Annotated in this window: 17 protein-coding genes; 9 read left to right on the forward strand and 8 right to left on the reverse strand. The window is 67.1% G+C overall.

Annotation, left to right across the window (positions count from 1 at the left end):
- Positions 1–38 precede the first annotated feature (38 nt).
- The 9 genes from ABXH26_RS01380 to ABXH26_RS01420 all read left to right on the forward strand — a co-directional run bounded on the left by ABXH26_RS01380 (position 39) and on the right by ABXH26_RS01420 (position 10,298).
- Positions 39–1,187: a prepilin peptidase gene (locus ABXH26_RS01380; RefSeq protein WP_353565230.1), complete on the forward strand. Its 1,149-nt coding sequence runs from the start codon at positions 39–41 to the stop codon at positions 1,185–1,187.
- Between the two features lie 62 nt (positions 1,188–1,249).
- Positions 1,250–2,176: an ACP S-malonyltransferase gene (fabD, locus tag ABXH26_RS01385; RefSeq protein WP_353565231.1), complete on the forward strand. Its 927-nt coding sequence runs from the start codon at positions 1,250–1,252 to the stop codon at positions 2,174–2,176.
- Positions 2,177–2,259: 83 nt separating this feature from the next.
- A complete protein-coding gene (locus ABXH26_RS01390; RefSeq protein WP_353565232.1) occupies positions 2,260–3,273 on the forward strand; it encodes an AAA family ATPase in 1,014 nt (337 codons plus the stop codon).
- 41 nt (positions 3,274–3,314) lie between these two features.
- Complete coding sequence (locus tag ABXH26_RS01395) at positions 3,315–4,253, forward strand: DUF58 domain-containing protein (protein ID WP_353565233.1); 939 nt, start codon at positions 3,315–3,317, stop codon at positions 4,251–4,253.
- Entirely contained in the window at positions 4,253–4,816 is a 564-nt protein-coding gene (locus tag ABXH26_RS01400; protein ID WP_353565234.1) for a DUF4381 family protein, read from the forward strand. Before ABXH26_RS01395 ends, ABXH26_RS01400 begins: the two co-directional genes overlap by 1 nt.
- Entirely contained in the window at positions 4,813–5,823 is a 1,011-nt protein-coding gene (locus ABXH26_RS01405; protein WP_353565235.1) for a vWA domain-containing protein, read from the forward strand. The genes ABXH26_RS01400 and ABXH26_RS01405 overlap by 4 nt, the downstream gene beginning before the upstream one ends.
- A complete protein-coding gene (locus ABXH26_RS01410) occupies positions 5,820–7,772 on the forward strand; it encodes a VWA domain-containing protein (protein WP_353565236.1) in 1,953 nt (650 codons plus the stop codon). Before ABXH26_RS01405 ends, ABXH26_RS01410 begins: the two co-directional genes overlap by 4 nt.
- Positions 7,773–7,776: 4 nt before the next feature.
- Positions 7,777–9,576 carry a BatD family protein gene (locus tag ABXH26_RS01415; RefSeq protein WP_353565237.1) on the forward strand — a complete coding sequence of 600 codons (1,800 nt, stop codon included), beginning with the start codon at positions 7,777–7,779 and terminating at the stop codon, positions 9,574–9,576.
- Complete coding sequence (locus ABXH26_RS01420; RefSeq protein ID WP_353565238.1) at positions 9,573–10,298, forward strand: tetratricopeptide repeat protein; 726 nt, start codon at positions 9,573–9,575, stop codon at positions 10,296–10,298. The genes ABXH26_RS01415 and ABXH26_RS01420 overlap by 4 nt, the downstream gene beginning before the upstream one ends.
- Here the strand turns inward: ABXH26_RS01420 and ABXH26_RS01425 are convergent, their stop codons facing one another.
- The 8 genes from ABXH26_RS01425 to ABXH26_RS01460 all read right to left on the reverse strand — a co-directional run bounded on the left by ABXH26_RS01425 (position 10,299) and on the right by ABXH26_RS01460 (position 25,158).
- A complete protein-coding gene (locus ABXH26_RS01425; RefSeq protein ID WP_353565239.1) occupies positions 10,299–11,510 on the reverse strand; it encodes a transcription antitermination factor NusB in 1,212 nt (403 codons plus the stop codon).
- A 42-nt stretch (positions 11,511–11,552) separates the two neighbouring features.
- Positions 11,553–15,473, reverse strand: a complete 3,921-nt coding sequence (locus ABXH26_RS01430; protein WP_353565240.1) for a HEAT repeat domain-containing protein — start codon at positions 15,471–15,473, stop codon at positions 11,553–11,555.
- Positions 15,474–15,583: 110 nt separating this feature from the next.
- Entirely contained in the window at positions 15,584–16,219 is a 636-nt protein-coding gene (locus ABXH26_RS01435) for a DUF4159 domain-containing protein (protein ID WP_353565241.1), read from the reverse strand.
- Positions 16,220–16,233: 14 nt separating this feature from the next.
- Positions 16,234–18,978: a hypothetical protein gene (locus ABXH26_RS01440; protein ID WP_353565242.1), complete on the reverse strand. Its 2,745-nt coding sequence runs from the start codon at positions 18,976–18,978 to the stop codon at positions 16,234–16,236.
- Positions 18,979–18,990: 12 nt separating this feature from the next.
- A complete protein-coding gene (locus tag ABXH26_RS01445) occupies positions 18,991–21,204 on the reverse strand; it encodes a vWA domain-containing protein (protein WP_353565243.1) in 2,214 nt (737 codons plus the stop codon).
- A complete protein-coding gene (locus tag ABXH26_RS01450; protein ID WP_353565244.1) occupies positions 21,201–23,183 on the reverse strand; it encodes a BatA domain-containing protein in 1,983 nt (660 codons plus the stop codon). The genes ABXH26_RS01445 and ABXH26_RS01450 overlap by 4 nt, the downstream gene beginning before the upstream one ends.
- 109 nt (positions 23,184–23,292) lie before the next feature.
- Positions 23,293–24,168, reverse strand: a complete 876-nt coding sequence (locus ABXH26_RS01455) for a DUF58 domain-containing protein (RefSeq protein ID WP_353565245.1) — start codon at positions 24,166–24,168, stop codon at positions 23,293–23,295.
- Positions 24,169–24,174: 6 nt separating this feature from the next.
- Positions 24,175–25,158, reverse strand: a complete 984-nt coding sequence (locus tag ABXH26_RS01460; RefSeq protein WP_353565246.1) for an AAA family ATPase — start codon at positions 25,156–25,158, stop codon at positions 24,175–24,177.
- Positions 25,159–25,160: the final 2 nt, after the last annotated feature.

Here is a 25,160-nt window from a genome sequence, read left to right on the forward strand (position 1 = left end):
GATTTCCGAAGGGCCGGCGATGCGATTCAGTCGCCGCCGTGATCTACCCTCCGCTCGATCATCCCGCCTGGCTGGTGGCTGCCTTCCTGGTCGGCATCTGCGTCGGCTCGTTCCTGAACGTGGTGATCTACCGCCTGCCGATCGGGCTTTCGGTCAATGACCCGAAGCGTTCGTTCTGCCCCGGCTGCAAGTCGCCGATCCCGATGCGCCGCAACCTGCCGCTGGTCAGCTGGCTGGTGCTGCGGGGAAAATGCGCCGACTGCGGTGGGCGGATCTCGATCCGGTATTTCCTCGTCGAGCTGCTCACGGGCCTGCTTTTCACCGCGGCCTGGGCGGTGATGATGTCGCGGGTGCCGGCGGGTCAGTTCGTGGTGGCCGACCTGGCGATCCTGCCGGTGTGGTTCCTGATCGCGGTGATGGTGTCGATCACCTTCATCGATGCCGAGCACATGATCATCCCGCTGGAGTTGTCGATCTCCGGCACGGTGGCCGCGGTGCTGGCGGCGGTGCTGCAGCCGCAGCTGACCGACCTCGCCGGCTGGCAGATCGTCGCGCCGGACTGGCTCGGCGGGCTCAAGTTTTCCGCGCTCGGCTGGGTGCTCGGTTTTTTCGGCCTGTGGGCCGTGGTGCTGCTCGGGAAAATGGCCTTCGGCAAGGTCGAGTGGAAACACGAGCAGCCCGTGGCGTGGCGGCTGGAGGATCCGGAGACCGACGAGGATCCGATCCTCTTCCACATGGGCGAGGAAACCCTGCCGTGGTGGGACATTTTTTTCCGCAAGTCCGACCGGCTGGTCATCGATGCCGACACGCTGGTGGTCGATGGCGAGGAAACGGAGGCCGGCCAGGTGGTGATCCACGGGGCCGGCGTGAAGCTGCCGGATGGCCGTGAGATCGCGATCGAAAACCTCAAATCGCTCGAAGGCACGGCGAAGCGGGCGGTGATCCCGCGCGAGGCGATGGGCATGGGCGACGTCCATCTGATGGGGGTCATCGGTGCCTTCCTCGGGCCCTTCGCGGTGTTCTTCTCGCTGATGGCCGGCTCGTTGCTGGCCATCGTGGGCGCGCTGCTGGGGCGGATCGGGTTCGGCACGCGGCTGCCCTTCGGGCCCTACCTGATCCTGGGCGCGCTGATCTGGTTTTTCGGCGGCTGGAAGGTCGGCGAGTGGTATCTGGCGGCGTTCCGGTGACACGAATTGATCGCGGCCCGGTCTTGATCGCGGGTCGGGGCTGTGTGTAGGACGGCCGGACCATGAGCGACGTCGTTTTGCTGTTCTCCGGTCAGGGTGCCCAGAAGGTGGGCATGGGAAAGGATTTCCACGAGGCTTCCGAAGCCGCCCGCGCGAAGTTCGCGGCGGCCGATGAGGCGCTGGGTTTCCCGCTCTCGAAGGTGATGTTCGAGGGCCCCGATGAGGAGCTGACCCGCACCTCGCGCTGCCAGCCGGCGCTTTACCTGCACGGACTGGTCGCGCTCGACCTGCTCAAGGAGCGCCTTCCGAATCTCAATCCGGTCGCCGCCGCGGGGCTGTCGCTCGGCGAGTTCACCGCCCACACCGCGGCGGGCACTTTTTCCTTCGAGGACGGACTGCGGATCGTCGCCCAGCGCGGCGGCTTCATGGAAGAGGCCTGCGAGGCGACCCAGGGCGCGATGGCGGCGATGATCGGCGGCTCCGATGAGGCGGTGGCCGACCTGGCGGCGGCCAACGACGTCGATGTGGCCAATTTCAACTGCCCCGGCCAGACGGTCGTCTCCGGCGACGAGGCCGGCGTCGATGCCGCGGTGGCTGCAGCCAAGGACAAGGGCATCCGCAAGGCGGTGAAACTGAAGGTCGCCGGGGCCTACCACAGCCGACTGATGAAGTCGGCCCAGGACAAGCTGGCCACCGAACTGGCCGCAGTTTCCATGCAATCCCCGCGCATCCCCGTGGTGTGCAATTTCGCCGCCAAGGCGGTCCGCGAGCCGGCGGAGATCCGCGATATGCTGGAGAAGCAGGTCACCGGCTCGGTGCGCTGGACGGAATCGATCCAGCAGCTCGTCGCCGACGGCCACACGACCTTCATCGAGCTCGGCCCCGGCAAGGTGTTGGCCGGCCTGGTCGGCAAGATCGCCAAGGACGTGACCGTGGTCAGCATCGAGGACCTCGAAAGCCTGGAGAAGGCGGTCGAGGCGCTTTCCTGAGCATCTCGTTGCGTGGAAAAGTTTCTTAGGCAAGGTGCGCCCGTGCAGGACGCTCCCTGTGCGAGAAACGAACGCGACGATTGATGAGTTTGGAAACCGAACCGACGACTACCGCTCCCCACCGGGTGAGCGATGAGGAAATCAAGCAGGCTTCGCAGTGGGTCCACCCGCTGCGGGCCGAGATCGGGCGCTTCCTGATCGGCCAGCAGGACCTGGTGGACCGCCTGATCGCCGTGCTGCTGGTCCGCGGCCACGTGCTGCTCGAAGGCGTGCCGGGCCTGGCCAAGACGCTCGCCCTGAAAACGCTGGCGCAGCTGGTGAACGCGGACTTTCACCGCATCCAGTTCACGCCGGACATGCTGCCGGCCGACATCGTCGGCACCCAGGTCTTCGACCCGCGGGCGGCGCGCTTCGAGGTGAAACACGGGCCGGTGTTCGCCAACTTCATCCTCGCCGATGAGATCAACCGCGCACCCGCCAAGGTCCAGAGCGCGCTGCTCGAGGCGATGCAGGAAAAGCAGGTCACGATCGGCGAGCAGAGCTTCAAGCTGGCCGAGCCGTTCTTCGTCCTCGCGACGCAGAACCCGCTCGAACAGGAGGGGACCTATCCGCTCCCCGAGGCGCAGCTCGACCGCTTCATCATGAAGGTGCTCGTCGATTACCCGACGATGGAGGAGGAAATGGCGGTCATCGACGTCGCCGCCAGCACCCAGGAAATGCCGGTGCCGGCGCCGGTGGTCACGCTCGACACGATCCGCCACGCGCAGCAGGTGGTGAACCGCGTTTACCTCGACGAGAAGGTGAAGCGCTACATCGTCAGCCTGGTCCACGCGACGCGGAAGCCGGACGATTTCGGCCTGAAGATCGGGCCGTATCTGCGGGTCGGTGCGTCGCCGCGGGCCTCGATCGCGATGACCCTGCTCGGCAAGGCGCGCGCTTTCCTCGACGGCCGGTCGTACGTCACGCCGCACGACGTGAAATCGATCGCCCCCGACGTGCTGCGGCACCGGGTGGTGGTGTCCTACGAGGCCGAGGCGGAGGGGCTCGATGCCGAGCATTTCATCCGCCAGATCCTGGACGAAATGCCGGTGCCCTGAGGAGATTTTCGATTGAAGATTGTCGATTGACGATTGGCCTGATGGCGAAAACGAAAAAAGAGCGGCGGCTGGAGGAGGAGAACGAGGCGCGGGTGTCGGAGATCATGGCCCGGGTGCGGCGGATGGACATCCGCACCAGCCGGTTGGTCGATGACCACCTCTCCGGCAGCTACGCCAGCGTGTTCAAGGGGCGCGGCATGGACTTCGACCGGGTGCGCAACTACGTGCCCGGGGACGACGTGCGGGTGATCGATTGGAACGTCACGGCGCGGACCGGCGATCCTTTCGTGAAGATGTTCACCGAGGAGCGCGAGCTTACGATTTTGCTGATGATCGATGTCAGCGCGTCGTCGGACTTCGGCTCGGGCGAGGCGAGCAAGCGTGAGCTGCAGACGGAGATCGCGGGCGTGCTCGCCGCCTCCGCCATCCGCAACCGCGACAAGGTCGGGCTGGTGCTTTTTTCCGACGAAGTCGAGCTCTACATCCCACCGGTCAAGGGCCGGTCGAACATCCTGCGGGTCATCCGCGAGGCCTTGTTTTTCCAGCCCGCGGGGCGGGGGACGAACCTCAACGGTGCGCTCGATTTCGTGAACCAGGTGCTGCGGCGCAAGGCGATCGTGTTCCTCATCTCCGACTTCCGGCTGACCGGAAATCACACGCCGCAGGAGCTGCGCGGCAAGCTGGCGGTGACGGGCCGGCACCACGATGTGATCGCCATGTCGGTGAGCGATCCGCGCGAGGAGGAGCTGCCGGACGTGGGCGTGTTGCGGATCGAGGACGCGGAAACGGGCGAAGTCGTCGAGCTGGATACCAGCAAGGCGAAGGTCCGCGAGGCGTATCGCGAGCGGTCGGTGAAACGCCGGCAGGAAATGAAGTCGGCGATCCGTGGCAGCGGAGTGGATCACCTGGAAGTTGCGGCCGGGGGCGAGTGGCTGCCGCAGTTGATGAACTTTTTCCGCCAGCGGCGGAGTCGGGCGTGATGAAGGCAGTGCTGCGACATACGGCGCTACTCGTCGTGGCGTCCGGCGCGCTGTTGGCGCAGGAAACGGAGGACATCCGCGGGCCGAAGCCGCTGATCGAGATCCCCGAACCGCCGCAGGCGACGCCGTGGATGACCTACGGCCTGATCGCCTTGCTGGCGGTGGCGGTGATCGTGGTGCTGGTGTGGCTGCTCCGACGGAAGTCGGTGGAGGTGCTGACGCCCGAGCAGCGGGCCCGCAAGGAGCTCGACGTCCTGAGAAACGACGGCCGCGGCATGGCGGCAGGCGATTTCGCGGAAGCGGCGAGCGGGGTGCTGCGGCGCTTCATCGAGCAGCGCTTCGGCGTGGCGGCTCCGAAGCGGACGACCGAGGAGTTCCTGCACGAGGTGACCCGCGGAAGCCACGGGCTGGAGGATCGGATCGACTCGCTGCGGGGCTTTCTGCGCTCTTGCGACATGGCGAAATTCGCGGCTGAGGAGCTCGACGAGCTGCAGCGCGATGACCTGCTGGTGAAGGCCCGGGGTTTCATCAACACCCCGGTGAGGAAGGAGGACGCCGCATGAGCGGGACCGCCTTCCAGTTCGCGAATCCAGGATGGTTGTGGCTGCTGCTCGCGCTGCCGGTGATCGCGATTCTGCGCGGACGTGCCGGGCGGGCGGTGGCGTTGCGGCTGCCCTCGGTCTCGGACGCGCGCCACGTCGGCGGCCGGCCGCGCTCGAAAGTGGGCGGGTTTTTGCGGGCGCTGATGCTGCTCGGGCTGGCCTTGCTGATCGTGGCGCTCGCCAGGCCCCAGCTGGGTCGCGGGCGGACGGAGATCGAGACCAGCGGCATCGACATCGTGCTGGCGATCGACGTTTCCGGCTCGATGGAGGCGATGGATTTCAAGCTCGACGGCCAGCAGGTCAACCGGCTGGAGGTGGTGAAAAACGTGGTCGAGAAGTTCGTCGGTGAGCGGCCGGGCGATCGCATCGGGATGGTGGCCTTTGCGGGTCGACCGTATCTCGTGAGCCCGCTGACGCTCGATCACGACTGGTTGAAAAAACGGCTCGACGAGGTGCAGATCGGTCGGGTCGAGGACGGCACGGCGATCGGTTCGGCGATCGCTTCCTCGGTGAACCACCTGCGCGACTCGGAGGCGAAGTCGCGGATCGTGATCCTGCTGACCGATGGCGTGAACAATGCGGGAGCGGCGAACCCGGTCACGGCGGCGGAGGCGGCGAAGACCCTCGGGATCAAGATTTACACGATCGGCGCGGGCATCGAGGGCCAGGCGCCGATGCCGGTGCGCGATGCCTTCGGTCGCAAGCGCTATGCGATGATGGACGTGGAGATCGATGAAGAATCGCTGCGGCAGATCGCCCAGCAGACCGGCGGCCGATATTTCCGCGCGACCGATACCAACTCGCTGGCGGAGATCTACGACTCGATCAACCAGCTTGAGAAAACCAAGCGCACGGTGAAAAAGTATGAGGACTACGAGGAGTTGTTCCTCTTCGCCATGCTGCCCGGGCTGGGACTTCTGTTGATCGAGCGGCTGCTCTCGGAAACCCGCTACCGCCACCTGCCATGAACGACCCCATGCTCCATTTCGCGCATCCCCTCTGGCTCGCCGTCGGCGCGGTGCTGGGGGTGTTGAGCGTGCTGGGATTTCTGAAAGCCGATCGCCGACGCCGGGCGGACCTCGACAAGCTGGCGCACCCGCGTTTCCACGACCGGCTCGTGGCGGGATGGTCGCCGGCGCTGCGCTGGACGCGGCGCGGGCTGTGGCTGGCGGCGGTGATGCTGCTCGCCGCGGCGGCCGCACGACCGCAGCTCGGCTACGAGTGGCGGGAGGTGAAACGGCGGGGGATCGACATCCTGTTCGCCGTCGATACCTCGCGCAGCATGCTGGCCGAGGACCTGACGCCGAACCGGCTCGAGCGGGCGCGGCTGGGCATTCTGGATTTTCTCGACCAGCTCCAGGGCGACCGCGTCGGGCTGGTGCCCTTCGCCGGCACGGCCTTCGCGCTGTGTCCGCTGACGCTCGATTACGATGCCTTCCGGGAATCCCTCAACTCGCTCAACACCGACCTGATCCCGCAGCAGGGCACCGACCTCGCGAGCGCGATCCGCGAAGCCGAGCGCTTGTTCGACGCCGAGGAAAACAACCACCGGCTGCTGGTCCTGATCACCGATGGCGAAGACCTCGAAGGCGAGGCACTCGACGCGGCGAAGAAGGCGGCGGAGAGCGGGACGACGATCTACACGGTGGGCGTGGGCGCGGCGGACGGGCAGACGATTCCGGTGCGGGATCGATTTGGAAACACCGAGCTGCTCCGCGATGAAGCGGGTGAAGTGGTCAGGACCAAGCTCGATGCCAAGACTCTTGAGGAAATCGCCAGCGCGACCGGCGGGCTCTACGTCCCGCTGGGTCGCGGAGCGGAGGGGCTGGATGCGATCTATCAGCAGCGCCTGGCGCTGGTGCCGAAGAGCGAGCTGGCGCAGAAGCTGGAGAAGGTGCCGCTGGAACGCTTCCAGTGGCCGCTGGGAATTGCGCTGGGGTTGCTGATGCTGCAGGCGGTGATGGGCGAGCGGCGGTTTGAAGGAAAACGGGCTTCCCTGGCCTCGGTGGCGCGACGGGTGAGGCCGGCTGCGACGGGGGTGCTGGTGTTCTTGGCGGGTTCCCGGCTTTTCGGCGCCGAGGCGGTGACGAACTACAATGACGGCACCAACGACTACGCCAGCGGCGAGTTCGAGTCGGCGGCGGAGAAGCTGAAAAGTTCGCTGGAGACCTCCGACCTGGAGCTTCAGGAAAAGGCCTACTACAACCTTGGTAATTCGCATTACCGGATGGGCCAGGCGGAGAGCGAGGCCGACAAGAAGATCGAACAATGGGAGAAGTCGGTGAAGGCTTTCGATGACTCGCTTTCCCTGAACCCGCAGGACGAAGATGCGAAATTCAATCGCGACTTCGTGCAACGGAAGCTGGAGGAGCTGAAACAACAACAGCAGCAGAAGCAACCGCAAGATCAGCAGGATCAGCAAAAACAAGACGATCAACAGGACCAGCAAAAGCAGGACGATCAACAGGACCAGCAAAAGCAGGACGGTCAGCAGGACGAGCAGAAATCCGGCGGAGGAAAGGACTCCGAATCCGATGAGCAGAAATCGGATCAGCAGCAGGGAGAAGACTCGTCGCAGGAATCCGGGGACAAGCAGAAGCAAACGCCCGGACAGGAAGGAAAGTCCGCGGAAGAGGGCGGGAATCCCGACGACCGGCTGAAGGGACAGGAGGAGCAGAAACCGAAGGAGGCCGGCGAACCCCAAGGCGAGATGGGCGAGGCCAAGGCAAGCAAGGGTGAGCAGGGCGATGGGCAGGCCGCGGCGGCAGCCCGCAAGCCCGGCGAGATGTCGCGCGACGAGGCGGTGCGTCTTTTGCAGAGCCTGGGCAATGATGAACGCGTGGTCATCCCGGTGCCGCTCTCCGAAGAGAACCGGGAACGCCTGAAGGGCCGAACCGGCAACCGCAAAACCTGGTAGAGTGATGGCACGAATTCTTTCCCTATGGCTGCTCTTCGCCTGGTGCGCGCTGCGCGCCGACGGGGTGAGCGCCGAGCTGTCCACCGACACGGTCGAGGCCGGTCAGGGCGCCATGCTGACCTTGCAGGTCGAGGGCAGTCATCTCGATGAAATGCCGGGCGTTCCCGAAGTGAAGGACCTGATCGTCAATCCCCGGGGCCAGTCTCAGAACGTGCAGATCATCAACGGCCGGATGAGTCGATCGATCCAGTTCAGTTATGTGGTCGGCTCGCATGTGCCGGGCGACTACGTCATTCCCTCGATCCCGGTGAGGATCGGCGGGCAGGTGCTGAAAACCGAGCCCCTGAAGCTGACCGTGCGACCTTCGGCCAGCGGCGCGCCCCAGGGAATGGACGACGAAGAGGAGGCCGGCCAATCCGCCGATGATGCGGACTTCGGGTTCCTGACCTTCGGCATGGTGAAGACGGACCGGAAACACGTCTACCCCGGCGAAATCGCCCCGGTCCGGATCCAGGGCTATTTCCCGCTCGGCGCGAGGGTCACCCCGCGGGGAAATCCGCACCCCGAGGGCTCGGCTTTCACCCTCCATCATCTCAGCGACGAACCGAAGCAGGAGATCAAGGTGATGGATGGCAAGCGCTACAGCGTGATCACCTGGTATGGGGGGCTCTCCGCGACCAAGGCAGGCGAATATCCGGCGCGCATCGTGTGGGACGTGACGGTGGCGGTGCGCGATCGCGCGGCGAGGCGGCGTCCCTCCGGCATGCCTGATCCTTTCATGGGAGGCTCCCTGCTCGACGACTTGTTCGCGCCGGTGGTGCAGAAGGATGTGGAGCTGAAAACGCCGGACCCGCCGACCCTCGAGGTGAAGGAGCTGCCGGTGGACGGGCGGCCCGACGACTTCACCGGAGCGATCGGCAGCTTCGAGTTCAAGGACGTGTCGATTCCGAAGGCGATGCGCACCGGCGAGCCGGTCCGGATCGAGGCCAGCATCGCCGGCAAGGGCAACTTCGCGCTGCTCGAAAAACCGGAACCGCTGCCGGCGGACGACTGGAAAACCTATGCCGGCCACGACGAGTTCGTGCCCGGCGATGCGGCGTCGTTCGGGGGCACCAAGCAGTTCGACTTCAATGCCGTGCCGAAGGTTCCGGGGAAGCGCGACTTGAAGCTCGGCTTCAGTTATTTCGATCCCGACCAGGGCGAATACCGGCGGGTGGAGTCGGAGCCGGAGCCGGTGGAAATCACCGGCCCGCCGATGGTGGACGAGCAGCCGGAGGAAGCGCCCGAGATCGCCGAAGCGCCGAAGACCGAGGAACCGAAACTGGCACCGATCCGGACCGATCCGGGAAAAGTGAAGCCGTTCGAGCCGCTCACGGAAGCCGCTTGGTTCGTGCCGACCGCGGCCGGCTGCGGAGCGCTCTCGCTGGCGATCCTGATCTGGGGCGGCTGGCGGCAGCGGCGCGATGACCCATCGGTCCAGGCCCGTCGCGAGGCCCGCCTGGCTGAGGCGCGGGCTCTGGCCCGGGCCGATGAGGCGGCGAAGGCCGGGGATGCCGCCGCTTTTTTCGAGGCGGCACGCGAAGCGCTGGCGCGGCGGGTCGGCGAGGTGGCGGGGATCCGTCCCGAAGCGGTGACGCTGGCGGATCTCGAAGGCCGGGTGGATCGCGAGGTGACCGAGCTTTGGCGCCTCGCGGACCGGATCGACTACTCGGGCGAGGCGGCCGGTAGGGACGACCTGCCGTCGTGGCTGTCGATGCTGGAGCGCGGGATGAAATCGCTTACCGGGGAGGTGCAAGCGGCATGAAGTGGATCTGGATGCTCCTGTTGATGGTCGCCACCACCAAGGCGGACGAGGTTTTCGACCGGGCCAATGCCGACTACCGGGCCGGCCGTTTCCGCGAAGCGGCGGCAGCCTACGAGTCGCTGCTCGATCGCGATGGGCCGAGCGTGGGCGTGCTGCAGAACCTCGGCAGCGCGTATCATCAGCTCGGCGATGACGGCCGGGCGATCCTCGCCTTCGAGCGGGCCTTGCTGCTCGCCCCGCGAAATCCGGATCTGAAGGCGAACGTGAAGCGGGTGAGGGATCGCGCGGCGGTGTTCCCGATGGCACCTGAGAGCCGGGCGGAGAAGTGGGGCGGCTGGATGGCGGCGCGGACCGGGTCGTGGCTGGCCCTGCTGGGCATGATCGCGCTGCCGGCGGCGGCGCTCGGCTGGGTGCTGCTGCGTGGGAAGCCCGGTCGCTGGACGATGATTCCGGTCGGCGTGGGCGGGGCCGTCCTCGCCGCCGGATCGTGGCTGATGCTGCAAGCGTGGCAGCGGACGAAAACCGAGGGCATCGTGGTGGCCCGGCCGGCCACGGTGCGGATTTCGCCTTTCGAGACTGCCGAGGAAAAAGCCAGCCTGCCGGCCGGCCGCGAAGTGATCCTCGGCGCGGAGAAGGACGGCTGGTTCTGGGTCCGCGTGGAAGGTGCCGACACCCGCGGCTGGGTCGCCGCCTCGGAGGTCGAGCCGCTGGTGCCGCGCTGACTATTTGCGGCGCAGCAAGGCGGCGAAGGCACCGTCGGTGCCATCGCGGTGCGGCAGGGCTTGCCGGGTCCCGACGAGTTCGAACTCGGGATGCCGGACAAGGAAGCCAGCGATGAGGTCCTCGTTTTCCTCCGGCTCGATCGAGCAGGTGGAATAGACGATCCGTCCGCCGGGCTTGAGGCAGGGCAGGGCGGTTTCGAGGATCGCGGTCTGGATCTTCGTCAGCTCGGTGATGTCCTGCGGCTGGAGACGCCAGCGGACATCAACGCGGCGACGGAGCACTCCGGTGTTCGAGCAAGGAACATCGAGCAGGATGGCATCGAAGGCGCCGTGCCACTTCTCCGGTGCGGGCCGGGTCCAGTCGTGGCAGTCGATGCTTTCCGGCACGATGTGCAGCCGCTCGAGGTTCTGCCGCAGGCGGGGAAGGCGCTTGTCGTTGGAGTCGGTGCAGGTCAGCCCGCTGCCGGAGCCTTGGGCGGCGGCGATGAGAAAGGCTTTCCCGCCCGGTGCCGCACAGGCGTCGAGGATGCGCTCGCCCGGCTGCGGAGCCATCAGCTCGACGCAGTGACGGGTGGCGGGATCGGTGATGTAGATCGCGCCGCTGGCGAGCAGGTCGGTGGGGATGGGGCCGTTGATTTCTTCGAAATCGGCGATGCTGGACGGTGGAGGGGCGATGGTGGATGGGAGAAGGGGATTGACCCGGGCGACGGTCGGGGCGGGCTGGTTGTTGAAAAGCATCAGGTCGAGGGTGGCCTCGGGACCGAACTGTTTTTTCCAGCGGTTGTAGAGCCAGTCGGGATGCGAGCAGGCGATGGTGGGGGGCAACTCCGAGAGGTCTAGTAGTTGTTTTTTCGAGGCGGTCGCCTTGCGCATCACGGCGTTGATCAGGCCGCGGACGGGCGACTTGCCGAGGTTCACCGTTTCGAAAACGGCGGCATGGTCGGGGAGCTGGAGGATCAGCAGCTGGCACAGCCCGACCCGCAGGATGTCGCGCGTTTCGTGGTCGAGCTTCCCTTTCCGCAGATGGCCGATCCATTCGTCGAGCAGCCGGCGGTGGCGCAGCACGCCGAGGACGATGGCGTTGAGCAGCGCGCGATCGGGCGCGGACAGTTCGTTGCGCGAGGCGTGGCGTTCGATGAGGCTTTCCGCATAGGCGTGGCCCTTGGCCCAGGCACGGAGGATCGAGACGGCGGCGCGGCGCGGAGACTTCATGAACCGGAGACAAGCCGGAACCCGCGCCGAAGCAAGCGCGGATCAGTGCCCGATCCAGTGGGTGCCGAAGAACATCAGTGCGGCCAGCGCGAGGAAGAGCAGCGCCAGGAGGACCTTGACGGTGGCGGTGAAGCGCGTCTGGACGCGGATCAGGGCCTCGCTCTTCAGCCCCGCCCAGACGGCGAGGAAGATGACGACCAGCGGCAGGATAAAGGCGAGGTTGTAGAGGATCAGCAAGCCGAAGGCGTTGGCGCTGCCCTGCTGGATCTGATAGATGATGGGGGCGTAAACCTGGCCGGTGCAGGCGAGTTCGAGGAGGGAAATGACGATGCCGGCGACAAAGGCGGCGATCACGAAGCGGCGGGCCTTGGCACCGGTGCGGATGACGCTCCGAATGCGGGTTTTGAGAAACGCGGGCAACTGCAGGGTCATGTCGGCCGCCCGGCCGCGCCGGGCCAGCCAGGCATCGCGCAGCGACAGCACGGCGGCCAGCAGTGCCAAGCCACCAAAGACGGCGTTGAGCCAGGTCTGGATGCCGGAAACGTGCTCCGTGATCAGGGCGAGGAAACGGTGGAGCGCGAGGCCGGCCGCGAGATAAGCGAGAAAAACCGCCACGATGAACGAGGCCCCCACGATCAGCATTTCCCGCGGGGTGCGGCGTGCGACCTGGAGATAGGAGAGAAAGAAGATGATGGTGGCGAAGGCGCACGGGTTGATGCCGTCGAGCAGTCCTGCGGCGAGGACGATGGGGAGCGTGAGGGATTCGAAGCGCTCCCGGATGCGGGTGTCGGCCAGGTCCATTTCCGTCTCGCCGACTTCCGCCCAGTCATCATCCTGCGGTGCGTCCATGGTGGCGGAGAGCAGCGGGCCGAGCGTTCGCGGCAGGATGTCCGCCCCGACCAGGAAGCCGGTCTGAACGAAGACGGATGGAGCGATGTTTTGGCGGTCTGAAGGGACCCCGAAGCGGTCCCCCAAGGCTTGGTTGAGCAAAGTGCCCCGGGCTTCGAGGATGTTGTGTTCGTCGATTTGGAGCAGGGGAAACTCCTTGCGCAGGTCGTCGAGATAATCGTGAACCTGGGCGCATTCCTTGCAGCCGGGCTTGAAGAAGTAAACGAGTCGCAGCGAGGTCCGCTCGGGTGCGAGGTCCTGCTCCTCGCCGGCTCGAGTTTGCTGGCTGGCGGTGCGGGCGTTTTCCTCGCGGGAAACGAGGCCTGAGAAGCTGGCGAAGTCTCCCTCATCATCTCCGGCATCGGCGTTGACCGCGGCGCTGATTTTCTGGATCCACTCGGGGCTCAGGTCGGTGGTGTCGAGCGACGAGACCACGGGGGCGAGGCCGGCCCCAAGGCTTGAGTCATGATCGGACATCCACCTGGCGAGCCGGTAGGAGGCACGCGCATCCGCGGGCTGGCGGGCGATAAGGGAGGCGAAGCCGTCGGCGTCGATGGCTTTGCCGTGGGACAGCAACGCGAAGGCTGCCTCGAAGCGGTTTTCGGGAGAAGGGTCGCTCTTCGCCATCCGGACCAGCGCCGCCTCGGCCTCGACATGGAGACGGCGGCGACTGCGGACGGAATCATACGAATTGTCCGGCAGGGCGTGGGTGTCGTCGAAACGATGCTGCCACCGGGTGGGCATCGTGCCGGTGGCCTCCGGCAGGGCAGCCCGGACCCAGGGCGAGGGGTCGTCGAGCAGCACTGGCAGGGCCGAAGTGAAGGAATGGGGAGAGATCTCCGCCAGCCGTCGAAAGGCGGCGCGGCGGATCCATGGATCGGAGGATCCGACGGCGAGTTTCTGGACGAGTTCCGATGACCCGCGCTGCGCGGCGATCAGCGCGAGCACGGCCGGACCAGTCGGCGGGTGGTCGGAGCGGAGAACGCGTTCGGCCCAGGCACCGACCACCCGCGAGGTGCCTGAGTTCCGGGCGACCCGCTCGAAGCTGTAGGAATACACTTCGCCGGGCTGCAGCGACGACCCCTCCCGTTCCAGTTCCTCCAGAACCATGGCGGTGAAAGGAGTCAGGGTGCTGTTGGATAGGGCGGAGCGGGCGGCCGCCGTGCGGATTTCGGAAACCGGCTCCCTCAGCAGTTGCCGCAGCAGGGAGAGGGCGTCGCGGCTGCGGGGGTTGTAAAGGTCTTCGGCGATTGCCGACTTCTGGGCGGTGGACAGTCCGGGCAATTGACTCAGGAGCGCCTGGAGACCGCCTGCGTGACCGGCTTCTCCCAGGGCGAGGGCGGCTCGAAAGGCCAGCGGTGAGTCGTGATCGATCTCCTTCTGGAGTTCCCCGGCGATTTCTCCCAAGGCACCGGGGATGACCGGTGCGTCCGCCGGTTCTCCGCCGTCCAGCGCGGATCGGAATGCCTCGTAGAGCGGGTCGAGCGGCGTCGGTCCCTCGGGCCGGGAGTATTCCTCGAGAAGGTCGGAGAGGGCGGGGTCGTTGACCTCGATGGCGGGCAGGTCGATGCGTTCGATCACCGCGCTCTTTTTCTCCGGCGAGCCGTCCTGCAGGGCGGTCAGCAATGCCGTGGCGACGCGGGGTTTTCCTACCAGGTCTTCGTCATTGGAGAGGAAACGGAGGGCCGCGCAGGCGACGTCGAGGTCGGGGTCGGAGGCGAGCAGGACAACATTGTCAACCAGCTTGGCATTCGATTCCGCGGCGCGGACGACCGCCAGGCGGGCCTCGGCGGGATAGTCCGCCAGCGCGGCCAGCATGTCGCTGTCCGGCGAGCGGCCGAAGGCGGCATAACCTTCGAGCACCGGGCCCACCATTTCCGGCCCTGCCAGAAACATTCCCTTCAGCTTCGGCAGGGCCTCGGTGGCCGATAGGGCCCCGGCGGCCTTGATGGCCTGGTAGCGGACGAATTCATCCGGATCATCGAGCAGGGAGACCACCTTTTCCCGGGCATCCATGAGCCGCCGGGCGGAGATGAATTCCACGGCGGCCGTGCGGACGCGCCAGGCCGGGTGGTCGAGCAGCCGGATGATGCCTTCGTTGACCTTCTTGTTGCCTTCGGTCTTGTTCGCGACCGAGGAGCCTCCGAAGGACTGGTTCCTTTCCCCCGAAAGCGCGAGGCAGGTCTGGATGGCGGAAACGAGAAGGTCCTCGTCGTCGCGATCCAGAAACGACGCCGCGAGGGAAAGCGATTCGGTGCCCGCCACGTCCTTGAGCTGACGGAGCGCCCCGTGGATGACGTTGGAATCCGGCTCCTTCGTCAACACGGAGGCGACCAGCGGCACCGCGTGGGAGCCACCCGAGGCGAGCATGGCATCGATCGCCGATTCACGGACCAGCGAGTCGGGGTGCTGGAGGTAATCGCGCAGGATGGGCAGCGCGGCGAGGCCCGCGGAACGCAGCGAGCCCAGCGCGGACAGGATCTGGTCGCGGTTTCCGAAGGTCAGATTGCGGGCGAGGTTCGGGGCCTGCCCGCCGAAGGCACGGGCGAGAACGATCTGGTACTGGGCCTGCCGTACTTTGGCCCGGCTGCCCTCCGGCAGGGCGGGGGACGATTGCAGGAATTCCTCGAGGAATCCCACCGACCCGAGGCCGTCCGTCTCGAGCATCTGGCGCGCGCGGGCGGCCTTGTCGCGGTCGTCCGAGAGCAGATCGCGCAGGTAGCCGCGGCGCTGGTCGTCACCGAGCAGCGGGCCGGCCGCCTCCGCCTCGTGGTCGGATGCCGCCCACTGCTGCCACCGGGCCAGAGCGCCGGCATTGCGGGGATCACCCGGCGGCAGCCAGGGATTGAACGAAAAATCCCCTCCCGCCTGCTCCTCGAGGATTTCGAGCGCGCCGAGGCGCACGGCCAGCTCGCGGTCTCCGAGCGTCTGGATGAGGGCCGCCGCGGGAAACGGATCGAGCGCGCGGAGCCGCGACCGCAGCACGTTCTTCGCGGTAGGGTCGGCGGTCAAGGGCAGCACTTCCGCCAGCACCCCGGCGTCCGGCATTTCCGCGGAGCGGAGTAGGCGGGCCACCTCGGCGGAGGGCTCGGGGCGCAGGGCGTCCTGCGCGGTCGCGGGAAGCAGCGCGAGCAGGCAGGCCAGGAAATGGAGCGGCGTTTTGATCGTGAAAAAGGGGCCGGGAATCAGTGCAGCAGGGCGTAGGCGAGAATGTTGGCGTTCATTTCCATCGCGTTTCCGATCTCGTTGCCACCGCAGCAGCAGCAGCCTTCGGCATTGGAGCTGTCGTTGAGGCCGTCGGTGGAAAAGACCACGACGATCTTGTCATCGTGGGTGATCCCACGAAGCCGCGCGTCCTGGCCGCCGTGGGTGAGCTTGAGGTCCTTGACCGGGAAGACGGTGCGGAAGATCTCATGGTCCATGGGGATGTCCTTGAGTGAGTCGGCACCCATCAGGCGGCGGATCTCCCGCTCGAAGGCGGCGGACCAGTCGGCATTGGAGCACGAAGGCGAGGCGACGAGGAAGCCGCCGCTTTCGAGATACTTCTTGAGGTGCTCACGCTCGCTGGAGGAGAGGGTGAAGTCGCCCTCGCCGGTCATGATCACGAAGGGGATGCGATAGAGTTCGTCGGAATCGAGCTTCACCGGCTTGAACCGGCGCTCGGTGGCGATCGAGGTCTTCTGCTGGACGACGGTGAGGAATTCGTCGCTGAAGCACTTCGAGGTCTTGGTGCCGGCGTAGATCAGGTTGCCGCATTCGACCGCGCCTTCCTTGGCAAGGGCGGGCAGCATGCCGGCGATGAGCAGGAGCAGCGTCTTCATGGTGAAATGAGGGGTCAGTTCTCGGGGGTGAAGTAGGTTTTCACGGCCTCGCGGTAAGCCTCGGGGACGGCGTCGAAATCCGGCCTGGCCTCGCTCGCGCGGGGCGTTTCGGTCGGCGCGAGCGATTCGGTTTCGGCGCTCAATTCCAGCGGGCGGCTGGGGGCGCCTTCGCCCGTGCCGCGGCTTTCCGCGGCCATGGAGGCGGGCTGGAAAAACATCCGCTCCGGTCCGACGACCGGAATGTCGAGCATGCCGAAGCCCGGCTGCGCGTGCCCGGTGGGACCGGTGCCCCCCATGCCGAATCCACCGCCTCCGGTGCCTTGGTTCGGCGACATGCCGGGGTTCTGGCACATCAGCCCCGCGAGGAGCTGGCGCATGGTCGAATGGACGTCCATCGGAACCGGGAAGTTCTCCGGAATCGAGCCGCGACACGCCTGGCAGAAAGCGTTCTCGGGCGACATCAGGCTCTCCAGCATGCCGCGGGCGAGCTCGGCACTGACGAAGGCGTCGTTGGCCTGGCCATCCCGCGCGGACTCGGAGGCGAGGTCCATCACCGAGGCCGGATCGGCGAGCTTCAGGCGTTGGATGAAGTCGAGCGCCGACTCGCGAAGCGGGGCCAGCTCGGGGCGCTCCATCGCCCCGGCCCGGCGGGAGAGTTCCTCGGCGAATCGGCCGAGCGCCTCGCGGTTCTTGCGCTGGGTTTCGCCGAGCGAAGGGAGCTGACGGCGGTTGGTGTCGTTGCCGCGGGCGATTTCCTTGGCGAGCGTGTGGATGCGTTCTGCCACGGAAACCTGATTTGCGTGGATCTGGCGGAACTTGGCCGCCATTTCGAGAACTCCTCCGGCTTCGGCGAGCAGTTCGGCATCGCGCTTGAGGGGCGCGATCGCCTCCCTGCCGGCCCCGAGACGTTCGAGCATCTCGTCGATTTGGCGCGCCCTCTCGCCGGCCGCCATGCCCGGCTTGAAGGCCTCCAAGGCTGAGAGGTTCTCACGCAGCCGGGCGGCGTTGCCGGCGGCGGCTTGCTTGAGTCGTTCGTCGGTGGCGAAGGCGGGGAAATCCTGCGCCAGCTGGTCCATCAGCCCGGTCGCGCGGCGGTGCTGATCGATCGCCTTTTTCAAGGCTTCCGGATCTCCCTTTTGCTTCAGCTCCTCCAAGGTTCTCCGGGCCTCGCGAAGCGCCTCGGAAATCGCGCGGAAGCGGGCGTTGAACTCTCCCAGCGTGGTCTTCGCGCGGATGCGCTCGGCATAATCGGACTCGGAAATGATCCGGATGCGGGAGATTTCCGATGCTCCCTGGCCGAGCATCGACGGATTGTGGTCGGAGGCCTCGAGAAACAGCTCGATGGTCTGTCCGGGCTCGACCCCGACCTGGCCGAGGTCGAGGGCCTCATCGAATTGGTACTGCGTTTCCCGTAGCGAGGGTGCGACCACCCGGGCGCGGTCGCGGAAACCCTGGAGCGTGCGCACGAACTGGACGCGGGAGAGCCCGAAGTCATCCTCGGCGCGGCCGGTGAGCGGGATGCGGGTTCGCGGCGTGGCGAGGAGGAGGCGTGGCGGGGAGGAAAGATCGACCGCCGGCGGCTGGTCGGGCACCGCGCGCAGGGCGAGCTGGAGCGGGGCCTCGGCCGGCGTGCCACGCACATCGCGCAGGGCGGCCGAGAGGGTGCCCGAGCTGGCGACGGTCCAGCGGAAGGCGATGGTCTCCGTGCCGATGACCTCGCCGCGGATCATTTCGGCGCGCGGTGGGCTGCCGGGAGTGGCGGCGGAGGTGAAAACGAGATCGCTCGCCGCAAGGGGGCGGTTGCTGGTGAGTTCGAGCGTCAGGGTGGACCCTTCGAGGGCCGAGATCTGGTTCGAATCGAGCGGGGTGGTGACCGCCTCGTTGCCGATGTAGGACGGTGGCGCGATCGTGACCCGGCCAGCCAGGACTTTCGGTTGGAGCAGGCGCTCGACCGGCAGCCAGCCGGAGCGGGCACGGCCGCAGGCGAAGGCGATCGAGATCGGCTCGGTGACCCCCTCCAGCGTGCGGGTGAAACGGGTGGCCGATTCACGGAAGGCGGGCAAGCGCTGGACTCCCGACGAGCCCTCGACGCGGACGAGGCACTCGACGGGGAACTCCAGCTCGCCGCCGGTAATCTCGGCCGTCAGGGCGAGGTCGCCGCCGTACAGGCACTGGGGCTGGGCGGGATCGATGACGAAATCGAGCGGGCTCCAGGGCGGAAGGTCCTGCGAGGGATGAGTGAGCCGGTGCGCCACGACGGCAAACGCGACCGGGCGGGTCATGGCGAGAAGACCGATCGGCAGCAGGCAGGCCGCCAGCAGCATGGCGGCCCGGCCGATCATCTGCCAAGGGACGAGGGACTTGCCCGGCAGGGTGCGCAAGCTGGCTCCGGTTTCCTCGAGACTGCGGGCCGTGAGATAGCCCTCCAACGGCGACTCGGTCTTGCGGCGGGAGAGGGAGAGGGCGGCGGATGCCCGCCCTCGAGGATCCGCGGCCCGCCGGTCGGCCAGCGCAGCGGCTCTTTCCCGCGACAGACGCAGGGCCACGACCGCCGCGACCGCCGTGAATCCGGCTGCAATCGTCAATCCGAGCCCGACGAGCGCCTGCCGCGGGCCCGGCTCAAATCCGCTCCAAGTATCGGCCAAGCCCAGCAGCAGGGCGAGCGTGCCGGCGACAGCCAGGCCCGCCAACACGGCCGCGGCGAGCCGGCCGAGGCGATGCCAGCGGCGGATTCGATCGAGGGCGGAGAGAAAGGACATGGGAAAAATCGGTTAGGCAAGGCCTTGGCGGCGGCGAAGATACCATTCAGCGGCGAGCAGAAGCGCCAGCAGCAGGGCCACGGGCCAGGCGGCCCACGAGGACTCCCAGACCGCCCCCTGACTCCGGCTCGTGGGGGGAGTCGGCTTGAGGAAATCATCCAGGAAACCCGCCACCTGGCCGGCTTCGAGCAATCGCCCGCCTGTCCCGTCCGCGAGGCGGCCGAGGAAGGCGGGATCGGGGCTGAGATCGTCGTTTTCCTCCCGGGGTGAAGGGACGCGGAAGGTCAGCTCGGGCGTGGGGGGCGCGTCTTCCCGGGAGTCCTCGACCCGCAGGTTCCAGGCGCCGGGAGCATCGGGGGTGAAGCTTGCCCGCCAGGTGGGGTGGCCGCCGGGATCGGGCACGGCACCGGGCTGCAGCCGCCGCGTCCTGCCGTCGGGCGCGGTGATCGTCACCCCAGGCGGCGGCGGGGTTCCGCCACCTCGATAGGAAAGCGTGGCGGTGACCGGCTGGTCGATGGCACCGGCCGATGCCGGCAGCCGCAGCGAGAAATCCTGGCCTGGCAGGAACTCGGAATAGGAGGCCATCCATTGAATCAGCTGGGTCCAGAAATCCTCGTACATGTTTCCCAGCTCGCGTGCCTCGGGGTAGAAGTCCCACTTCCACAGCCCGTCCCCATTCACCAGCCCGCATACGCCTTGGCCGTAGCGACGGACCAGCAGGGCCGGCGTTTTCCCCGAAAAGGCGGCTCCCTCGGCTCCCTCGGCGAGAATCCGCGTAAAAGGCTTCACAAAGGAGACCGTGCGCGCGTCCTTGAGCGGGGGAAGCTGGCTCCAAACCGAGGCCTCGGGCGGCGGCAGCACCTCGCCGAACAGTCCGGACGCCCGACCGTCTTCGGAGGGATGGAAATGGAATTCATCGATGCTGCCGGCGGCCCAGGTGACCGGTTCGAGCGCCTCCAGCACCGGCATGGCGGAGGTGGTCGGCTTGCCGCGGGCGAAAAGAACCGCGCCCCCCCGGTCGCGGACATAGGCTCGGAGGGCATCGAGCCGGGTCGGCGTGAGGAAGGCGTCGACGTTCTTGCCGAAGATCACGAGGTCGTAGGCGGAGAGCTCGTCGAGAGTGTCGGGGAAAATGGCGGTGTCGGTCTCGGCGGCGTCATTCTCTCCGGAATCGATGCGGAAGTAGCGGTTCTCGGACAGTCGGTGGACCGAGTGGACTTCCATGTGCGACTGCTGGCGCAGAAGTTGGGCGAGGAACTTCGAGTCCCAGTAGGGCGCTCCCTCGGCCAGGAACACGCGGGTCCGGGAGTGGAGCAGGCGGATGTTCACCGCGGCGCGGTTGTTGCCATGGCGGACCTCGCCGGGCATGACCTCGGTCCGGAGCGACCAGCGAGCACCGGCCTCCGGGGCGGCCACCTCGAAATGGCCGAAGACCGGCTCGCCGGCGGTGAGGTCGATGGCGGTCTGCGCCAGTTCGTTGCCTTGCTCGTCGGCGAGCACCACCGTGGCCCGCCGCGGCTCCAGGCCGGAGAGTTCGAGCTCGAAGGGAATCTTCACCGTCTGTCCGGTGAAGACGGTGATCGTGGGGCGGGGCGCGCGCAGCACCAGGTCGCGCAGGGTATCCCCGGCACCTACGGCCACGGCGAACAGCGGGGTGGCGCGCGAGCGGAGGCGGAGGGAGAGCGCTTCGAGGGCCGAATCACGGACTTCGGCGGTCTGGCGGCCGTCGGAAAGCACGATCACGCCGGCATGACGGATCCCACCGGCCGCAGCCTCGCTCGTGAGCCGCTCCAGCGAGCCGATCAGGTCGCTGCCCTGGCCATCGGCCGGTGGCAGATCGGCCGGAGAGTCGAGCGGCTCGCCAGGTGCGGAGTCGAATCCCACATAGCGGACCGGAGTGCCATCCGGCAGGCTCTCCGCGATGGCGCCCGCGATTTCCACGGCGGAGTCGCGGCGGGTGGCACTGCCCAGCGGCTGGGCCATCGAGGCGGAACGGTCGAGCATGACCAGCCAGGGCGATTCCTGGGAGCTTTTCGGCCGTACCCACTCACCGGGATTCAGGAGCAGTAGGGAAACCCCGAGGGCGGCGGTGGTGCGGAGCCCGGTGAGCAGCCCGCGCAGGGATCCGCGGAGCGAGGCCGAGCCACGCCACGAAAGCCATGCCACCGCCGCCACCACGAGGGTGAGCAGCGGCACCAGCACGGGCCATGGGAGGGGCGGATTCACGATCGGGCGGGGCGGAGCGAGGGCTGGGCGATGAGCGATTCGGCAAGCAGGAACAGCAAAGCGAGGGCGATCAGCCACGGCCACAAAGGCAGGCCAGCATCGAGGGCGGCGGTTGGGTTGCGGGCTTCAAGGCGGCGGCCATCGCTGAGCGCGGGGGGCTCGGCCATGGAAGTCAGGGCAGATTCGGATTCGGGGAAATTGACGGCAGTGTAGTGGACGGTCTGGCCGGAGAGGGACCACGGGTGCAGTCCCAGCTCCACGGGCGTCGCGGACTGCCATTGGGTGGACTCGCCGGAGGGGGCGGAGACCAGAGGCAGCGGTTCGCCGTCGCCGCCATGAAACACGGGATCGCCCGCGGCGAGGGGGTCGATCCAGATGGCCGGCTCGCCGGGTGGCGCCTCGAAGTTCTCCGTGGCGTGGTCCGGCAGCAGGTCGAGCAGGATTTCCGCCATCGCCGGGACGAAGATCGACTGGGTGGGCCAGGTCGACTTGGCAGGATCGAGCGAGAGATTGGCGACGAGCAGGGGCAACTCGCGGTCGCGCAGGATCGCCGGGGCCCCATCGCTGAAGCGGGCGAGGACCGGTGCGGCTGCGGAAAGCCGCGCCCGTTCGCGGAAACGTCCGCCGAGAGGGTTGCCGAACTCGCCGCTGTCGAAGAGGCGGAAGGCGGGGACGTCCGAATCAGGCGAGGCTTCCCAACCGTCGTCGTTCGTTTCCAGGCCGGCGGAGGTCGGAGAACCTCCGTCGATCCCGAACAACTGGTTCAGGCTTTGCTCCGACATGGAGCGGGGAAATACGATGACTGCCGTACTGCCGGACGCCGCCTCGCGGAGGGCGTGGGCGGCGGTGCCATCCCAATCGACGACCGCAAGCAAGTCGCAAGCCGGCGGCGGGTTGAGGCCGCCGGCGGGCACGGTATCGAGCCAGGGCAGCGAGGCGGCGACCCGTTGGAGGGTCGAAGCGGCGGGCGATTCCTGCTTGCCGGCAATCGCCATCTTCAGGGACTCGCGCACGCGGACCACCGCATGGCGCTGGTCATCGGCGGTGAAGGCGTCGCCATCAACGCCGGCTGTCAGCGGAAGCAGCCCGGCCGCCCCGCAACGGACGCGGAAGCTGGCCTCGGCGGATCCGTTGGCGGGCAGGTCGAGGGGCTGGGATTGGCGGGAGCCGCCGGCATCAAGCGTGAGGTCGAGGTGCCGCGGCTCGGGCGAATGGTTGTCCAGTCGGCACTGCACCACCAGATCGCGCCCGGCCACGGGGGCAGCGGGCAGGGGTACCAGCGAGGCCACGCAGACGTTCGGCACCGCACCGGCCCCGACGGGCACGAAGCGGACCTGGACGCTGTCCGGCACGGCCGGAGCGGCCTTTTCCCAGGCACTCGCCTGGAAATCGGAAAAGACGTGCAGCTCCCGCCGGCCCTCGCTGTGGGCGAACTGGCGCAGGGCCAGCTCGAAGGCGGCGTCGATGGCGTTGGCCTCGGAGCTGACGCGGACGCGGCCGAGTTCGCTGACGAGGAAGTCGAGGTTCGGTCCGGGCTCGGGAAACACCGCGTCGGGTCGCGAGTCGATCCACACGACGTTCGCCCGCTCAGGATCGGCGGATTCCAGAAGCTCGGCCGCCATCGCGGTGGCGGCATCGAAGCGCGACGTGCCACCGGCGCTGGCAGCCATCGATCCGGAGCGGTCGATCAGGCAGACGATGGTGCGCTTCTCGCCCGGCAAGGGGGCATTTTCCGAAAGCAGAAGCGGGCCCAGAAAAGCGCTGGCGAGGGCGAGCAGGGCGAGGGTGCGCAGCGCGAGCAGCAGCCAGTCCTTGGGCCTTTTGAAGCGGCTGGTGAGGCGCACGACCTTGCGCAGGAACTCGACGTTGGAGAAACGATAGACCGGCGGCTTCGCGCGGGCGAGCAGGTGGGCCAGCAGCGGCAGCCCGGCGAGCGCGAGCAGGCCGAGAAGAGCGGGGTGCTGGAGGAAAACGGACATGGAAGAAAAGGCTGGGACGCTGAAATGGGGAAAATCTGAAAGTGAAGATGATGGGGTGGAGAGGGGTCGGTGAGAACGTCAGCGTTTCAGCATCTCGGTTTTTCAGAGTTTATTTCAAACGATCGAAGAGGGTGAAATAGCTCTGGTCGGTGGGCACCAGCGCGTAGTCGGCCCCGCGTGAGGCGGCGAGTTCCCGAAGGGCGCGGGAGTGCTCGAGAAGCTGGTCTTTCCACGCTTGGCGGATGGTCTGGGGATGGACAGTGAGGCGCTGGCCGTTTTCCATGTCGGTGAAGCGGGCCAGGCCGCGGTTTCCGAGATCCATCTCGGCCGGATCGAGCAGGTGGAAGAGGTGGATCCGGAAGCCGCGGTGGAAATAAGGATTGAGCGCGCGGAACAGCTCGGCGGGCTCGCAGAAAAAGTCGGAAAGCAGCACCAGCGTGCCCTTGCGGCGGAGCAGGGGGTGGGCGCGCCGCAGGGTCTCATGGATCGAGGTGCCGGAGCCGGCGCGATTGTGCTCGAGGGCGCTGAGGAGGTCGTTGAGGTGGCGCTTGGTCGAGCCGGGCGGAAGGTGGTCGCGGATGCCTTCATCGAAGAGCGTGAGCGACACGCGGTCGGTCTTCGAGATGACCAGCCAGGCCAGGCAGGCGGCGAAAAAGGAGGCGTATTCGAGTTTGCCCAGCTCGCTGCCTTGGCCGCGGAAATCCATGGACGCCGAGCAATCGAGCAGGATGTGGCACTCGAGGTTGGTCTCCTGCTCGAAGGTGCGGAGGAAAAGGCGGTCGTTGCGGGCGAAGACCCGCCAGTCGATCCGGGCGAGGTCGTCGCCCTGCGTGTACTGACGGAATTCGTGGAACTCGATGGACGAGCCGCGCTGCTTCGAGCGGTGTCGGCCGGACAGGTAGCCCTCGACCATTGCCTTGGCTCCGAACTCGTAGTTGCGGAGCCGGCGGATGTCTTCCGGCTTGAGATAGCGGGACGCGGGCATCGCGGATCAGAGGGCGGCGGCGAGTTTGGCGACAATGTCGTCGGAGGTGATGCCCTCGCCGGTCGCATTGTAATTCGGGATCACGCGGTGACGCAGCACCGGCAGGGCGAGGTCGCGCACCTCCTGGATCGAGGCCGCCGGTTGCCCGCGCAGCAGGGCCAGCGCCCGTGCGGCGCGGGCCAGACATTGGGAGGCACGGGGGCCGGCCCCGAAGGCGACGTAGTGGTTCACCTCCTTGTCGGCCAGCTCGGAGCCTGGACGGGTCGAGTGGACGAGCTGGAGGATGGACTGCACGACCGAGTCCGGCAGCGGGACCTCGGTGGTGGCATCCTGAAGCGCGAGCACGCCGGCGGCATCGAGGAGCGTCGAGGCCTGGGGAGTGCCGCGGCCGGTGGTGCGAGCGACGATTTCCTGCTCCTCGGCGAGGCTCGGGTAATCGATCCGCAGCTCGAAGAAAAAGCGGTCGAGCTGGGCCTCGGGCAGCGGATAAGTGCCTTCGTGCTCGATCGGGTTCTGCGTCGCGAACACGGTGAAGGGCTCCTCCAGTGGACGGGTCTCGCCGCCGACGGTGACCTGCTTTTCCTGCATCGCCTCCAGCAGGGCGGCCTGGGTTTTCGGCGGCGTGCGGTTGATCTCGTCGGCGAGGATGAGGTTGGCAAAGATCGGCCCGGCGGCGAAGCGGAACTGGCGCGAGCCGTCCTCGCCCTGGTGGAGGATTTCCGAGCCCACGATGTCGGTCGGCATCAGGTCCGGGGTGAACTGGATGCGGCGGAACTTCAGTCCCAGGATGCGGCCGAGGGTGGAAATGAGGAGTGTCTTGGCCAGGCCGGGGACACCGACCAGCAGGCAGTGGCCCTTGCAAAGCAGGGCGGTCAGGAGGTGCTCGACGATAACGTCTTGGCCGACGATGACGCGCGCGGTTTCCTGGCGGATGGCGGCGACACGGTCCTGGACGTCCTGCCACTGGGCAGCGGGGTTTTCAGTGCTCATGG

The sequence above is a fragment of the Haloferula sargassicola genome (genome assembly GCF_040362925.1).
Lineage (GTDB): Bacteria > Verrucomicrobiota > Verrucomicrobiia > Verrucomicrobiales > Akkermansiaceae > Haloferula > Haloferula sargassicola.

Coding starts and splice junctions, on each gene's coding strand:
- ABXH26_RS01440 (WP_353565242.1), bottom strand. CDS start 18,978: ATGTCCTTTCTCTCCGCCCTCGATCGAATCCGCCGCTGGCATCGCCTC.
- ABXH26_RS01435 (WP_353565241.1), bottom strand. CDS start 16,219: ATGAAGACGCTGCTCCTGCTCATCGCCGGCATGCTGCCCGCCCTTGCC.
- fabD (WP_353565231.1), top strand. CDS start 1,250: ATGAGCGACGTCGTTTTGCTGTTCTCCGGTCAGGGTGCCCAGAAGGTG.
- ABXH26_RS01405 (WP_353565235.1), top strand. CDS start 4,813: ATGAGCGGGACCGCCTTCCAGTTCGCGAATCCAGGATGGTTGTGGCTG.
- ABXH26_RS01390 (WP_353565232.1), top strand. CDS start 2,260: ATGAGTTTGGAAACCGAACCGACGACTACCGCTCCCCACCGGGTGAGC.
- ABXH26_RS01455 (WP_353565245.1), bottom strand. CDS start 24,168: ATGCCCGCGTCCCGCTATCTCAAGCCGGAAGACATCCGCCGGCTCCGC.
- ABXH26_RS01395 (WP_353565233.1), top strand. CDS start 3,315: ATGGCGAAAACGAAAAAAGAGCGGCGGCTGGAGGAGGAGAACGAGGCG.
- ABXH26_RS01415 (WP_353565237.1), top strand. CDS start 7,777: ATGGCACGAATTCTTTCCCTATGGCTGCTCTTCGCCTGGTGCGCGCTG.
- ABXH26_RS01410 (WP_353565236.1), top strand. CDS start 5,820: ATGAACGACCCCATGCTCCATTTCGCGCATCCCCTCTGGCTCGCCGTC.
- ABXH26_RS01420 (WP_353565238.1), top strand. CDS start 9,573: ATGAAGTGGATCTGGATGCTCCTGTTGATGGTCGCCACCACCAAGGCG.
- ABXH26_RS01425 (WP_353565239.1), bottom strand. CDS start 11,510: ATGAAGTCTCCGCGCCGCGCCGCCGTCTCGATCCTCCGTGCCTGGGCC.
- ABXH26_RS01400 (WP_353565234.1), top strand. CDS start 4,253: ATGAAGGCAGTGCTGCGACATACGGCGCTACTCGTCGTGGCGTCCGGC.
- ABXH26_RS01460 (WP_353565246.1), bottom strand. CDS start 25,158: ATGAGCACTGAAAACCCCGCTGCCCAGTGGCAGGACGTCCAGGACCGT.
- ABXH26_RS01450 (WP_353565244.1), bottom strand. CDS start 23,183: ATGTCCGTTTTCCTCCAGCACCCCGCTCTTCTCGGCCTGCTCGCGCTC.